Annotated in this window: 11 protein-coding genes and 2 pseudogenes; 2 read left to right on the top strand and 11 right to left on the bottom strand. The window is 62.5% G+C overall.

The annotated features are described in order from the left end of the window. The first annotated feature begins 98 nt into the window (after positions 1-98). The gene (locus IVA88_RS30065) at positions 99-1,118 is read left to right on the top strand and encodes an alcohol dehydrogenase catalytic domain-containing protein (protein WP_247500809.1); all 1,020 of its coding nucleotides are present in this window, start codon (positions 99-101) and stop codon (positions 1,116-1,118) included. A gap of 59 nt (positions 1,119-1,177) precedes the next feature. Further along, a complete protein-coding gene (locus IVA88_RS30060) occupies positions 1,178-1,597 on the top strand; it encodes an NUDIX hydrolase (RefSeq protein ID WP_247500808.1) in 420 nt (139 codons plus the stop codon). A gap of 34 nt (positions 1,598-1,631) precedes the next feature. Here IVA88_RS30060 and IVA88_RS30055 read toward each other — a convergent pair whose 3' ends face one another. From IVA88_RS30055 to IVA88_RS30010, 11 genes and pseudogenes are all read right to left on the bottom strand, one after another. Continuing rightward, entirely contained in the window at positions 1,632-3,254 is a 1,623-nt protein-coding gene (locus IVA88_RS30055; RefSeq protein WP_247500807.1) for an inositol monophosphatase family protein, read from the bottom strand. A gap of 69 nt (positions 3,255-3,323) precedes the next feature. Then, entirely contained in the window at positions 3,324-4,628 is a 1,305-nt protein-coding gene (locus tag IVA88_RS30050) for an ABC transporter substrate-binding protein (RefSeq protein ID WP_247500806.1), read from the bottom strand. 29 nt (positions 4,629-4,657) lie between these two features. Then, positions 4,658-5,482 (bottom strand): carbohydrate ABC transporter permease, encoded by an 825-nt coding sequence (locus IVA88_RS30045; RefSeq protein ID WP_247501226.1) that lies wholly within the window; start codon positions 5,480-5,482, stop codon positions 4,658-4,660. A 50-nt stretch (positions 5,483-5,532) separates the two neighbouring features. Further along, positions 5,533-6,462 carry a sugar ABC transporter permease gene (locus IVA88_RS30040; RefSeq protein ID WP_247500805.1) on the bottom strand — a complete coding sequence of 310 codons (930 nt, stop codon included), beginning with the start codon at positions 6,460-6,462 and terminating at the stop codon, positions 5,533-5,535. Beyond that, entirely contained in the window at positions 6,459-7,625 is a 1,167-nt protein-coding gene (locus tag IVA88_RS30035) for an ABC transporter ATP-binding protein (protein WP_247500804.1), read from the bottom strand. Before IVA88_RS30035 ends, IVA88_RS30040 begins: the two co-directional genes overlap by 4 nt. A 6-nt stretch (positions 7,626-7,631) precedes the next feature. Beyond that, positions 7,632-8,456 (bottom strand): metallophosphoesterase, encoded by an 825-nt coding sequence (locus IVA88_RS30030; protein ID WP_247500803.1) that lies wholly within the window; start codon positions 8,454-8,456, stop codon positions 7,632-7,634. A gap of 618 nt (positions 8,457-9,074) precedes the next feature. Continuing rightward, entirely contained in the window at positions 9,075-9,410 is a 336-nt protein-coding gene (locus IVA88_RS32610) for an alpha/beta-hydrolase family protein (protein WP_346657658.1), read from the bottom strand. 200 nt (positions 9,411-9,610) lie between these two features. Further along, positions 9,611-9,928, bottom strand: a pseudogene (locus IVA88_RS32605) (alpha/beta-hydrolase N-terminal domain-containing protein); the annotation flags it as partial. 131 nt (positions 9,929-10,059) lie between these two features. Then, on the bottom strand, positions 10,060-11,400 hold the full coding sequence (locus IVA88_RS30020) for an amidohydrolase family protein (protein WP_247500802.1): 1,341 nt from the start codon (positions 11,398-11,400) through the stop codon (positions 10,060-10,062). A gap of 191 nt (positions 11,401-11,591) precedes the next feature. Then, on the bottom strand, positions 11,592-12,809 hold the full coding sequence (locus tag IVA88_RS30015) for an efflux RND transporter permease subunit (protein ID WP_256466864.1): 1,218 nt from the start codon (positions 12,807-12,809) through the stop codon (positions 11,592-11,594). Next, positions 12,809-14,054 (bottom strand): annotated as a pseudogene (locus IVA88_RS30010) (efflux RND transporter periplasmic adaptor subunit). The gene IVA88_RS30015 and the pseudogene IVA88_RS30010 overlap by 1 nt, the downstream one beginning before the upstream one ends. Positions 14,055-14,087 lie beyond the last annotated feature (33 nt).

The raw sequence follows: 14,087 nt of genomic DNA, 5'->3' as shown, positions 1-14,087 counted from the left end.
TAGCCCTCGTAAGCGCCGATTGGCCGCAAAAGCATTTGTCACTTCGAAGTTACATATGTAATATGGAGGAGTCAATTGCTCAGAAGGATAGCGTCGACATGCGCGCTGCGGTGCTCCAGGACATTCGTGATATCCGCGTCCTTGATATCCCCGAGCCGAGGCCGCCCGCGGAGGACGAGCTCATCGTCCGCGTCAAGGCTGTTGGCGTCTGCGGCAGCGACCTGCATTCCTATCTCGAGGGCGGAACAACCGGCCGGACGCACGTTAGGCCATTCGTCCTTGGGCATGAATTCTCGGGCGTGCTCACGCCGGATTCGGCGCGCAAAGCGGGGCTCTCGGCCGACGCGCTGGTGGCGGTCGATCCCTCCATTTCCTGCGGCCACTGTGAGTGGTGTCACCGCGGCCACACCAATCTCTGCCCCAATGTCAAGTTCCTCGGCTACGCCCCTCACAACGGCGCCATGGCCGAATTCGTCTGCGTGCCCAGATCCGCCGTGCATTTGATGCCGGACAGCATCGACCCGGCCGGCGCGGCGATCCTGGAGACGCTCGGCGTCGCAATCCACGCCATGGATCTGGCGCGTCCGCGGCTGCTGGAAACCGTGGCGGTGCTCGGCTGCGGGCCGGTGGGATTGTTGCTGGTGCAACTGGCGCGATTCGCAGGCAGCGGAAAGATCGTCGCGATCGACCCCGTCGAGCAGCGCACCGCGCTGGCCTGCGACCTCGGGGCGGATGTGGCGTGCCGCAGCTATGCCGAGATCGGAGATGCCACCGAAGGCCGCGGCGTCGATCTGGTGATCGAGGCGACCGACTCCTCGCATGGCTTCGAGCATGCGGCGCGTTGCGCCCGTATCGGTGGCCGGGTCGTTCTCGTCGGCATCCCCGAGAACAACCAGTACATCCTCAGCGGCGCCGAGTCGCGCCGGAAGGGCCTGTCGATCAAGTTTTCACGCCGCATGCCGGAAGTCTATCCGCGAGCCATCGCGCTTGCGCATGCCGGGCAGATCAAGCTGGCGCCGCTGGCCACGCACCGGTTCTCGCTCGAGCAGACGCCCGCCGCGTTCGAGCAGCAGGTCGCGCGGCGCGATGGCATCATCAAGGCGATCATCTGCCCGTAGATTGAGCGCTATCCAAGAGCTGGTGCAGTGGGATAGGCACAGAAGCAGGACCTGTCGTGATGGCGAAATCGTCGAAGTTGGTCGTCGCAAGAAAAGGGCGCGTTCTCCTGGTGCGGCGCAGGCGCGACGGGCTCTGGATGTTTCCCGGCGGCCGAAGGCGGGCAGGCGAGAGCGACAGGAGCTGCCTTCGTCGCGAGATCAAAGAGGAGCTTCCCAAGCTGAACCTCGGGCCGTTCAAACTATGGAAGGAAGTAAAAGCGAGGAAGAGCCGAAACGGCCGGCGAATGAGTGATGCGATCTTCCTGGCCAAGAAGGTGTCGGGGCGCCTGAAGGTCGGCGACAAGAAGGAGATCGACAAGGCGGTCTGGCGTAAGGCGCGCGGCGCGAGACTGACGCCGACCTCGTGCTACATCCGCGATCAGCTGTTCCCAAGGCGAGGCCGCCGCTGGGCCGTATGCGCCAAACGCTTCCTTGGGTGAAGGATCGTCCGTCATGCCGGTTTGGAACTGCTCGTCATTGCAGCGCCTGGCGCAGGAGAGCGAGCAATTCCTCGTGGATCAATCCATTGGAAGCGATCTTGACGAGATCGTCGTTGCGGCACGGACGTCCCGTCAGCGTCGTGACCTGGCCGCCGCCGGCCCACACCATCGGGATCCCGGCCGCGTGCGAGACGATGTCCGCTTTCAGTGAAACAAAGCCGTCCAGCCGACCCGAGGCGACCATCGTCGTCTCGAGGGCGCCGGAGACGACGATACGCACGCCGCGCGCCACCCTGCCGAGCAGTTCGATCACGCGCGTGGTCCGTCGGACCTCCTCGGGCGAGAAGTGCGAGGTCAGGATCACCGAGACGACCGCATCCGACAGCGAACGCGTCGTCGACACGCGTGCGGGCACGCCATCGATCGTCGCGCCTTCCCCAGCCAGATAGCGCGCCGTCAGTCCGATCTTGGGCGCGTTGATCAGGCCGAGTTTCGTCTCGCCGCCAACCTCGTAAGCGACCGTCACGGAAAACCACGGCAGTCCCCGCGCGTAGTTGATCGTGCCGTCGAGCGGATCGATGATCCAGCGCGCAGCGTTGTCCCCTGGGCTCGCGCCGCTCTCCTCGGCCAGGATGCCGGCGTCCGGACTCAGCTCCTTCAAGCCCGCGACGATGATCGCCTCGGAGGCAAGATCCGCCTCGGTGACGATGTCGAGATGGTCCTTGCGCTCGGTGCGCAGCGGCGTGGATTGCATCGCCACCAGCCTGGCCGCAGCCTCGTTGACTACGGCGCCGGCGCGGGCGAGCAGCGTCGGAAGGCTCTTGCGCTGCTCGATCTCCGGAGAGTGCCCATCGGGCGCTGCTAGGTCTAATGGGCGACCATAATCTCCGATCGGAACAAAATGGCTGCTGATGCCCATATCCGGCCGCCAACAGTGCAAGGCAAAGCCCGGCGGCTCCTTGATGAAGCGATTGGTGCTGCCAGACCGCAGGTCGAGCGCGACCTGGTGCGCCGTGCTGGGCGCCACGTAGCCCACGGTTCCCGCATAGCGCACCGTAATCGAACGGTGATAGTGACCGCACAGCACGCGTTCGATTTCCGGATGGTCTTTGATGATCGCGTCGAGCGCGTCAGCTTCGAGGAGGCGCAGATCGTCCATCCCGTCGGCTCCGACGAGGAACGGCGGATGATGAATGACGATAAGTGTCGGCTTGCCGCGTCCGGCCGCGAGCACGTCGAGCAGCCATTGTTGCCGTGCCGGACAGAAGGTTCCGTGGATCTTTCCAGCCTCGACGCTGTCGAGGAAAATCAGCCGCAGCGGAAAATCGTCCACGACAAAGTTGATGAACCCGTCGGGCGGAACGTAGCGGTGGCTCGGGCGGAGCGACGATATGAGCTGCTCGCGCCGGTCGTGGTTGCCGGGAACGACGAACACCGGCATCGGCAGCCTGGCCAGGCCGGCGGCGACGATCTCGTATTCTTCGTCGAGCCCGCCATCCGTCAGGTCACCGCTGACTAGGACGCAATCGGGCCTTGGGTCGAGCCTCAGCACGGCGTCGATCGCGCTCTGAAACATCGCGTTGGTGTCGACATCGCCGTAAGCGAACTTGCCGGGCGGTCGGACGTGCAGATCGCTGAGCTGGGCAATGATGAACACAGAATTCCGTCCCGAAGAGAAGAGTTGCGGCCTGCGTCCGGCCGCTTGCCGCAATCGATCGCCTGCTGCTTACGAACTCTTCATCAAAGCGTTGCTTTCCTTGACCATGCGGTCGAGCCCGGCCTCGAGGGGCGTCTCGCCGCGCATGACGGAATGGATGATCTCGCGCTGGGTGCGCCAGATCTTCACGGACTGTCCGCCCGGATAGCCCTGCCATGGCTTCGCGCGCTCGATCTGCTGCGATACGGTGCGGAAGTTCGGGTTCTTGTCGTAAAACGAGGCCAGGAATTCGGGCCCCGAGGCGCGCAAGTTGGTCGGCATATAGCCCGTCGTCTCAACGACTATCTTCTGCGCTTCCGGACCACTCACGAACTTCAAGAACTCCCAGGCAGCCCGCTGCTTCGCCGGATCTTTCGCCGTGATGATGGCCGCGTTGCCGCCGGTCGGCAGTCCACCCTTCTGCTTGTCGTCGATCGGGAAGGTGCAGGTGCGCAAGGTGAACTTGTCACCGATCAAGTCCGTGACCTGGCGCAACCGGGCCGGTGTGTCGGCAAAAATGCCGATTTTCCCGGCGATGAACTGCTGACGCGAGGAGTCCCAATCGATCACCGGCATCTTGGCGTCGGCCACGAACCGGCGGCAATGGGCCAGGGTCTTCAGCCCGGCGTCGCTGCCGAAACCGGCCGCGGTTTCCGATACGTCGAGCATCTGACCACCACCTTGCAGAATCAGGGAACGGAACAGCCAATCGTCGGGCCAGTCATGGATGTTATAGGCTATGCCGGCGACATCGGACCCTTTGCTCTTGATGTTGACGGCGAGGGCGATCATGTCGGCCCAGTTGTCGGGCATCTTGTCGGGATCGCCACCCGCATCCTTCACGAGCTGTGCGTTGAAATAGATGATCGGCAGGGACGCATTGAAGGCAAGGCCGTAGATCTTGCCGTCGACCGCGCCGAGCGCCAGAATCCCGTCGGAATAATTGGCCTTGCGCCAGGCGGCATCCTCCTTCTGCAGCATTGGTGCCACTTCCGTGATCTGGTTGCGCTTCACCAGCGTGCGCACGAGCTCGGCGAGCAGGTGATAACCCGAATAATAGACGTCGGGCAGCTGGGTGGTGACGGCCTGCCGCAGCATGGTCTGATGACCTTCGTCATAGCTCGCCGCCGGCGCCCGGAACTGGATCTTGATGCCGGACTGCTGCTTCATGAACTCCTGTGCGATCGGTTCATGGAATTTCGCGAAGGCGGGAAAGGCATAGAGTACGTCCAGCGTCACGTCCTGCGCGTGGGCCGGCCGCGCCAGAAACGGGCTTGAAAGCGCGGTCGTCCCGACAGCCGCGGCGCTCTTCAGGAGGTCTCGACGATGCAGCATGGCGGTATCTCCCCTGGCAGTGGTTGAAGTCATTTGATTCCGGTCATCGTGATGCCGGCGATGAAATGCCGCCGCGCGATCAGGAACGCGACGACCAGCGGTGCCGTGATGATGGTGGCGCCGGCGGCCAGCGCCCCGTAATTCGAGCCCAACTCGGAATCGGCGAAATACATCATGCCGAGTGGCGGCGTTGCGAGTTTAGTGTCGGAGACAACGATGAGCGGCCAATACAGATCGTTCCAGTGCGCCACGACAGAGAAGATCGAAAACGCCGCGATGGCCGGCCAGGCGCTCGGCACGACGATGCGCCACACGATTTCGAACTCACCGACACCGTCGAGCCGCGCGGCCTGGATGATCTCGTCCGGATAGGACTTGAAGAACTGGCGGAACAGGAAAATCGCGAATACCGACAGGAAGAACGGCAACATCATCGAGAGATAGGTGTTGAGGATGCCGAGCTCGGCGAACGCGATGTAGAGCGGGAGCGAGGGTGCCTGGACAGGGATGCAGAGACCGAGCAGGACCAGCGAAAACAAGATCGGCCGTCCCGGAAAGCTCAGCTTGGCAAGGGCATAGGCGCAGGGAATGGCGACCAGCAGCTGGACGACGAGGATTCCGCCGCAGACGACGAGACCGTTGAACAGAAAACGCAGGAGCGGTGCGGTGTTCAAGGCAGAGTCGAAGTTCTGCCATCCGTAGAACTGGCGCGGCCAAAGCCGGAAGGTCGCCTCGAATATCTCGCCCGGCGGCTTGATCGCGCTCGTCAGCATGAAGACGAACGGCAGCAGCATGAAGACTGCGCCGCTGATCAGCACCGCGTGGACGAGGGCAAGCGACACCAGGCGCCGCATCCGGACGGCAACCGGCGCAGGCGGACGGGCGATCGTGGCCGATATGCGCATCAATAGTGCACCCGTCGGTCAAGGATAAAGGTTTGCAGCACCGAGAACACGAGGGTGAACGCCAGGAAAACCAGCGTAAGCGTCGCCGCATAGCTCATGTGAAAGTACTGAAACCCCTCCAGATAGATCGCATACAGGAGCACCTCGGATGCGCCCCCGGGCCCGCCACGCGTCATCACCGCAACAGTGTCGAAGATCTTGAACGCCGTGATGAAGGTCGTCACGGTCACGAACATCGTCGTCGGGCCAAGCATCGGCCACGTCACTTTCAGGAAGCGGTCGATGGGATGGCTTGCGCCGTCGATATCGACGGCCTCATAGAGGTCTCGGGGAATCGCCGAGAGGCCGGCAAGGAACAGCACCATGTTGAAGCCGACAAGCTGCCAGATGCCGATCGCGGCGAGCGTCGGAATGACGAGGCGCGGCTCGCTCAGGAATGCCGCCTCGGCGAAGCCTAGGCTCTTGAGGGCTTGGTTGATGAGCCCCAGGGTCGGGTGCAGCATGAACTGCCACATCGTCGCCATCGCAATGAGCGTCGAGGTAACGGGGAGAAAATAGATCACTTCATATAGGGCGCGCGTGCGCTTGCGCCGGTGAATTAGGATTGCCACCAGCAGCGAGATCAGGACGCCGCCGGGCACGACGATCGCCACATAGAGTAGGGTGTTGGTAACCGAGCGCCGGATCACGGGATCCTGAAGCGCCGTGCCGAAGTTCTTGAGACCGACGAACGAGAAGTCGAGCGCGCCCAGCTCGTAATTGGTAAAACTGAGAAAGGCGAGAGCAGCCAGCGGCGCCAAATTCGTCAGGACCAGCAGGATGAAGGCGGGTGCTGCAAAGCCTAGCCCCGCGAGCCGTTCGATCCATCGCTGGCGGCTGGCCGGCGGCGCCGCGTCGAGCGGAGTGATTTGAGCCGCGACCGTGGTCATCGAACCTCGCTCGCGCGGCGTACGTCGCGGCTGGCCGCATTGCGGCTCTCCACCTCGATGCGGCGGCCATTGTTGTCGAACACGTGACAATCCCGTGGCTCGAAGGCGAGCGTGACCTCGCCCTCGGGAATGGGCATGCCGTTGTCGATCCGGCAGAGCACCGGCACCTCCGGAGAGGCCACGAGGTCAAAGTGAAGGATGCTTTCCGAGCCGAGATTTTCACGGCGCCGTAACCTGCACGTGATCGTGCACGGCCCGCCTCCGATCCGCATTGCCTCCGGACGCACTCCGATCGTCAATTCGGGAGCTGGCGCGTTGCGAACGTCGATCGGCAGTGTGCGGCCGAGCAGCTCGATCTGGCCGCCGGATCCCACTCGGGCCGGAAATAGATTGATCGCCGGACTGCCAATGAACTGCGCGACCGCAATCGTGGCGGGCAGTTCATAGACATCGGCAGGTGTACCGAGTTGGAGTATTTCGCCGTGATCCATCACGGCAAGGCGATCGGACATCGTCATCGCCTCGATCTGATCGTGTGTCACGTAGACCATCGTTGCACCGAGACGCGCGTGCAGCTCGGTCAGCTCGCCGCGCATGTGCACACGCAGCTTGGCGTCGAGGTTCGACAACGGCTCATCCATCAGGAAAGCTTGCGGATGACGCACCATTGCGCGGCCGAGCGCGACGCGCTGCCGTTGCCCGCCCGAAAGCTGTCCGGGACGGCGATGAAAGAAGGTTTCGATGCGAAGCTGCTCGGCGACGACCCGCACCTCACGCGCGATCTCGTCCATGACGCGCCTGCGCCGGAGCGACAGATGACGCATCAAGGGCAGGCGCTCGAACAAGCTGAGGCGCGTCATGGTGAGCGGCAGCGCGATGTTGTCGAACACCGACATGTGGGGATAGAGCGCGTAATTCTGGAACACCATGGCGATTCTGCGCTCGTGAGGTCGCATATGGTCGACCGAAGTACCGCCGATCGACACCGAGCCGCGGTCCTGCGATTCAAGGCCGGCGATGATGCGCAGGAGCGTCGACTTACCGCATCCGGAGGGGCCAACCAGCGTCAGAAACTCGCCGTCCGCAATATCGAGATCAATGTTATTGAGAACGGCCGTGTCGCCGAAAGTCTTGCCGATGCCGCGCAATGTGAGGCCGGCCATCGCGGATCACGCCTCAGCTTCGCGCGGCGGATAGACCTCGTGCACGACATCGTCGATCCAGTAATCGGTAAGGCCGGCCACCGGACGAATATTCACTTCGATGCTTTCGCCGTCGATGTCGTAGATCACTGCTCCGAGCCGCGCGGTGCCGCCCATCGGCGGCGCCAATTTCTCACCGACCAGAAAGCTGGCCGCCGGGCCCCAGACGTAGTGGGTGCCGTTCAGCCGAATCTCGTGCCAGCGGTGCAGATGTCCGCTGGCCACGATCTTCACCCGATAGCGATGCAGCAAATCGAGAAGGGCCCGACGCGGCTCCGGCTTGACCGACCAGTAACCAGTATCGGCCTCAGTCGGTGATTCGATGAAGAGCGGCCGGTGCATGAACCAGGCAATGCGACGCCCCGCAGCATCGGCCATCGCTGTCTCCAGCCATTGGGTCTGCAGCGCCTCCTCGGGGCCGCCGCCGAAGATCATCGAATTGAGCCCGATCAGGCGCCAACCCTCCACATCGCGTAGCCAGCGGTCGTCACCGAAGTGGCCGCGAAAGCGATCGAGCCGCTCGTCATTCACCGGCTGGTGCGGGTTGCCGACTTCGCCGACATCGTGATTTCCCGGAACCGCCAAGACCGGGACGCCGAGCGACGCCAGTTGGGTTGCGCAATAGGCTCCGTCGGCTTCCTGATCGGCGCCGTCGATCGTTACGTCACCGGTATGTATGACGAGATCTGGTTTATGCTGCGCGATCCAATGCGCAAGCGGTGCCCAGTTCGCCTCGAAGTGCTGCTTGCTCGGGCTGAGATGCGTATCGGAAATCTGAATAACTCGGACCATGACGCCTCTGCTTTGGGTCGCGTGTCATGCCGTGCGTTGGGCGCACAGCGGTCTCTCTCTCTCTCTCTCTCTCTCTCTCTCGAATCGAACGCCTTGTTTCTCGCCGCGCCAGGTTGGCACAGTCATTTGCAATTGCTTGACTTGAGATTTCTGGCGCGCTCCCTCCCTTCGGCGGCGCTAAGCAGCTTGAATGTTTTCGCTAACTATACATATGATCGTCTCTGGTGACAATTGTAATTTCGACTCGGAGTCTGAAGGCCGGTTTCGATCGGCTCACTGAGGTTCGGCCATGCCAAGACTACCTCAGACCAGTGCCCTGAGTACGTTGCCTCATCGAGCTGCTCGTGGAGGTCTGCGCATGGTGCCGAAGGTGAGTTCTCCCTCGCGTGCGGTGAGAAGAAACGGCACCTGCTGCCTGCCAACGTATCAGCTGGTCGCCGTCGGCTGCTGCAGCTGAATGTCACACTTGAGGAGCCGCGGGGCGCGTTGCGGTCAAAGTGTGGAGCTTCTGAAGCAGCGAACGTCAGTTTGGGAGAAGTGAGCTGACGTGGTTTGATCTCTGATTGCTGTAGCTAGTTCAATTTGCCTATGATGGATTGGAGCGAGAGTTAAAGCTTTTCAATCGGCTAGATCTCGGCGTGTGCGCGACGTGTGCGCCGGAACATCAAACAAAATCTCACTAGAGCCAGCGGGGCCAGGCGAAAGCGAAGCGGATGTCGCTGACCAACTGGTCGCGTCCAAGAGGACGCGCTGCTTCCCGCTTTCGAGGGGTTGGTCGTTTTGCGAATTCGTCGCGTCGAGGCTCAGGCCATGCAGGTATAGTCTTGGGCGCCGATCCTTCGGTAGCGTCGTCCAATGTCCATAAATTGCGGCAAATAGGGCTCGTGCGGCTTCCGTGCCGTATTCCGGTTGAAACGGCAGCGACAGTGGGCTGTTGAGATAGGAGTACTGCACGGCAACGCTGGCAACGCCGTCATCGGCGAGATACTCGATGCATCCATTGCAGCCGGGTCGATCCAGCCGGTCCCGTCGGAGTAATGACGATGAGAACGGAACGCTCGAAGCCTCCCTGAATGCGCGATCTGCGCGGCGGTCGGTCCGGAAACCACGAACTCCCGTCCGGTACGGCCGAGCTCATTCCACGTCACCAGCGACGCTGCGCTCCCCGTTCTTCTGGCTTCGCCCGCCTGCGGTCGCTCCGGTTCAAGCAGGGCGTCAAATTCCCGAAACGAAGAATCCAAGGCGTTGAAGGCCGCGCGGACGAGCAGATTGTTGGCGATCGACCAGATCAGCAGGACGGCCACGAAAAGGCCGACGAAGTTCGCGATCCGCCTTGGAATGAACCGCCGGATTCGGCCGGAGAGGAAACTGGTTGCCAGCTTGAACGATTGCGCCAGCAACAGTAGCGCGACAAACTTGATGAGCGCAATCACGGAGACTTTGAGCGGATGGGCAGTTTCAACCAGCTCCATCTTCATGGCGGCTCGGATCGAATTCTGCCATTCCGCCGCCCGCCTTTTCTCTTTCACGCAGTGTGAAGCACGACATGAGTGGTTGATCCCTGGCTTGCGAGAGGCTCGATCGGGCGCAGCCGGGAGTGGGATCATTTCGGACGAACGTCCTTGTAGATGATGCCGTCCTTCATGATGACGGCCAATTTGTTCTCTGGGTCGGCGATGAGGCGAATGTCGTCCAAAGGATTGCCGTCGACGAGTAGAAGATCCGCCAACGCGCCTTCTTCGACCACTCCGAGCTTGCCGGGATAGGGATTGCGTGCACCGGAGAGGGTGAGCAACTCTCCGTTGGCCGAAGTCGCCATTGCCAATGCTTCCGCCGGGGTGAACCAACGTGTGAGATCCACGATTCCCTGACCCTGATGCTCGGCCAACGCCTTGGAGAAGAGAATATCAGTCCCGAAGGCTGTCTTTATCTTAAACTCTTTGACAAACCCGTACGTGGTGTCGGTGCCCGCGACGACTTGGCGCATCTGCGCTTGTTGCGCGGGAGGAAGCATGCCTGCGCCGCCAAGGTCCACGAATGGCTGTGTGCTCAGCCAGATCTTCTCCTCGGCGATGAGACGTGCGGTTGGCTCATCCATGAGATGGCCATGTTCGATCACCTTGACGCCTGCCGCGATGGAGCGCCGAATGGCATTCGGTGTATAGGCGTGGGTCGCCACATAAGTCCCCCAATCAGTAGCCGCTTCGACGGCCGCCCGCAATTCAGCCTCGCTGAAGGTGGTCACATCGAGTGGGCTGAAAGGCGAGGCGACGCCGCCGCCTGCCGTCAGCTTGATTTGGGATGCGCCCTGCATGAGCTGTTCGCGCGTGCGCTTCCGAACCTCGTCGGCGCTATCGGCGATTATGCTTCCACCGAGCTGCTCGACGCGGCTTGTTCCGCGGAGACTTTGCGGCAGCTCCCAGAGCTCACGGAAGTCTCCGTGGCCACCCGTGACTGTGACGACGGCACCCGACGGATAGATGCGAGGACCTATAACGATACCTTCGTCGATCGCGCGCTTGAGCGCGAAGGCGGGCCCGCCCATGTCCCTGACGGTGGTGAACCCGCGCATCAGCGTAGCAGTCGCTTCCGCGCCCGCCAGCAGCGTCGTATAACCCACGTCGTTCGAAAGCATTTGGGCCGGAGTCGGACGAACCATCGTCGCGTGCCAATGCATGTCGCTGAGCCCGGGCATCAGCACGCGTCCGCCGCCTGCTATAACGCGGGTATCCGGGCGACGATCGACCGGAATGGGAGCGATCGCAATCCGCTCGATGATGTTGCCTCGGATGAGGACATTCGATGGTGCGGAGAGCGCATGGCTTCTCCCATCGAAGATGCGCACGTCCTCGAAAACGGTTACGGCGGTGCGCTCCTGCGCCACCGCCGGGGTGAGAAAGGTGAAAGTCGCAAGAATAGTCGCAGCACATTTGGTTCTTTGCATCCGCACAACTCCTTCCAGGACATGCCGTCATCTCCTGCCCCGCAGGGCTAACGTAAAGTTGGTCACTCGGGCGGAAAGCTTCAGCCAGATTGATCGCTCGACCGACAGCGGCTGGAGGCGAAATATCCGCCCGCGACGGGGATCAAGGTGAGAAAGGCGATCAGCCAGCGTTTTCGATTGTTTGCCATGCTCTAGACCGCTTCATCGATAGGCGGTGTCGGCCCATGGGTGGCTTTGGACGCCCCCTTGGCGCGCTCGCGCAGGCGCTGGAACGTCACGTAGAGCATCGGCACCAGGAAGATCCCAACCGAGCTCGCCGCAAGCATGCCAGCAAATACCGCGGTGCCGACGGCCCTGCGGCTGAGCTCGGCGGCGCCGCTTGCAGTCACGAGAGGCAGGAGACCAAGGATGAAGGCGACCGAAGTCATCATAACGGCGCGAAAGCGCATATGCGCGCCCTGGATCGCGGCGTCGTTGAGCGCTACGCCCGCTTCGCGTTGCTCCTTGGCAAATTCCACGATCAGGCTGCCGTTCTTGGCGGCGAGCGCGATCAGCACCACGAGTCCGATCTGGCCGTAGAGGTCGAGATTGAGGCCGGCGAGCTTGATGCCGACATAGGAGCCGAGGACGCCGGCGACGACCGACAGCAGCACCGGGATCGGGATCACAGTGCTCTCATAGAGAGCCACCAGGAACAGATAGGCAAACAGCACTGCGAGCATAAGCACGATGCCGGTCTGGCCGGCGGCCTGTTGCTCCTGATAGGCGGTGCCGGTCCACTCGAAACTGTAGCCCGCAGGCAATACGGCATGTGAGACATCGGCCATCGCCGTGATCGCGGTGCCTGACGAGACGCCGGGCGCCGGGCTGCCGTTCATCGTCACCGAACGATAATTATTGTAGCGGGTAATCACCTGAGGCCCAGTCACGATCTTGATCCGGGCAAGAGATCTGATCGGCACCATTTGGCCGGTGCCGTTGCGCAAATAGATCCGCCAGATGTCCGAAATGTCGGCGCGATCGAGCGCTTCGCCCTGAACGTTGACGTGCCAGGTGCGGCCAAACAGAGCGCTCTGCACGCGATTGTTGACATTGACGGTATTGATGTCGGGGTCGGTGCCGAGCGCGAACGAAATTGTCAGTGTGTAGCTGCCGTCATTGGCGCTGGTCGATTTCATGTAGAGCGCGCGGTCGACGCCGATGATCTGCGCCTCCAGCGGCTGGGCGACGCTGCTCTCGACAACCTCGGCGGACGCGCCTGGGAAGGTGCCGGAGACCGTGACCTGTGGCGGCACGATGTCCGGGAACTGCGCCACCGGAATTTGCATCAGCGCCAGCGCACCGGCAATGGTGATGATGAAGGCGATCACCATCGAAAGCCGCGGACGATCGATGAAGACGGCGGACATCATGGCTTGTCGTCCGCCGCGCGCGTCTTGCCGGAGGCGCCGTGATCCGCTTGCGGAGCCGTGCCGTCTGCGGCGGCCTTCATGCTCGACAGGATCAGCGCGCTGGCCGGTCCCGGCGAGACGGTCTGACCGGGACGAACCCGCTGCAGGCCTTCGACTATCACCTTGTCGCCGGCCGCAAGTCCGGCGATCACGGCGGCGATGGTGGGGGTCGATTGCCCGAGCTGGATGCGGCGCTGCTCGGCCTTGTTGTCGGCGCCGATAGACAGAACATACTCGCCTTGCTGGTCGGAGAGCACAGCAGAGCGCGGGATCGCCAGCACCTCGACCGGCTGGACGCCCTCGAGCACGACGGTTGCGAACTCGCCGTCGGTCAGCTCGTGAACGGTGACGCCAGCCGCCGAGGGAGCCCGCAGGATCGGATTGGCGATCTCCCCACGCACGGTGATCGTGTCGGTGTTCTGAGCGACGGTATTGTCGACGAAATTTCAGCTTGCCGGATTGGCCGTACATGCGGCCATCGGGCAGTCGCAGCCTGATCACGACGGCCTCCAGGCCGCCTTGCGGCCCGTATCGTTCCCGCAGCTCCAGCCCCTGACGTACCGACACGGGGAAGATGACATATATCAGGTCCTGGCTGACGATGGTGGTCAGCACGCCCGAACTTGGAGCGACGACGTTGCCCTCCGTCACCGCTGTGCGCCCGATCTTGCCAGCCATCGGCGCGCTGATCAGGGTGTAGTCGAGATTGATCTGAGAGGCTTGGGCCTGGGCTTGCGCGACTTGCACCTGGGCTTCGAGGCTGCGCTGGTTCGCAATCGCCGCGTCGTAGATGGACTGTTGCCCGGCAGGGCCTCCGAGCAGGGTCCGCGCGCGTTCGGTCGTCAACTTGGCATTTTCAAGCGTCGCCTGGAGTTGCGCCACCTGCGCCTGTTTCGATGCGAGATCCGCTTCGAACGGACTGCGCTCAAGCCGATAGAGCTCATCGCCTGTGTTGATCTCGGCGCCCTCCTCGAACAGGCGCCGTTCCAGAAATGCGGTGACGCGCGCAACGACATTGACTCGATTGATCGCCTCGATCCGCCCGAGAAATTCACTGCTGTCGGTGATCGGTCGCCTTGCCGCTTCCACGACGCCGACCGCTGGTGGCCCCGGCGCGGCAGGTTGGGTCCGGGCCACCCCGCCGGCGATAGTCGTCAGGAGAGTTGCCGCCAGCAGCCTGATCGAGACGCCAGCAAGGTTCATTGTCCGCTCCTTGCAACCGGACTCGAGACGGAG

The organism is Bradyrhizobium sp. 149 (genome assembly GCF_023073915.1).
Taxonomy (GTDB): Bacteria; Pseudomonadota; Alphaproteobacteria; order Rhizobiales; family Xanthobacteraceae; genus Bradyrhizobium.
This window is presented reverse-complemented; position numbering and strand designations above follow the sequence as displayed.

Coding starts and splice junctions, on each gene's coding strand:
- IVA88_RS30060 (WP_247500808.1), top strand. CDS start 1,178: ATGGCGAAATCGTCGAAGTTGGTCGTCGCAAGAAAAGGGCGCGTTCTC.
- IVA88_RS30050 (WP_247500806.1), bottom strand. CDS start 4,628: ATGCTGCATCGTCGAGACCTCCTGAAGAGCGCCGCGGCTGTCGGGACG.
- IVA88_RS30045 (WP_247501226.1), bottom strand. CDS start 5,482: ATGCGGCGCCTGGTGTCGCTTGCCCTCGTCCACGCGGTGCTGATCAGC.
- IVA88_RS30040 (WP_247500805.1), bottom strand. CDS start 6,462: ATGACCACGGTCGCGGCTCAAATCACTCCGCTCGACGCGGCGCCGCCG.
- IVA88_RS30015 (WP_256466864.1), bottom strand. CDS start 12,809: ATGTCCGCCGTCTTCATCGATCGTCCGCGGCTTTCGATGGTGATCGCC.
- IVA88_RS30065 (WP_247500809.1), top strand. CDS start 99: ATGCGCGCTGCGGTGCTCCAGGACATTCGTGATATCCGCGTCCTTGAT.
- IVA88_RS30020 (WP_247500802.1), bottom strand. CDS start 11,400: ATGCAAAGAACCAAATGTGCTGCGACTATTCTTGCGACTTTCACCTTT.
- IVA88_RS30030 (WP_247500803.1), bottom strand. CDS start 8,456: ATGGTCCGAGTTATTCAGATTTCCGATACGCATCTCAGCCCGAGCAAG.
- IVA88_RS30035 (WP_247500804.1), bottom strand. CDS start 7,625: ATGGCCGGCCTCACATTGCGCGGCATCGGCAAGACTTTCGGCGACACG.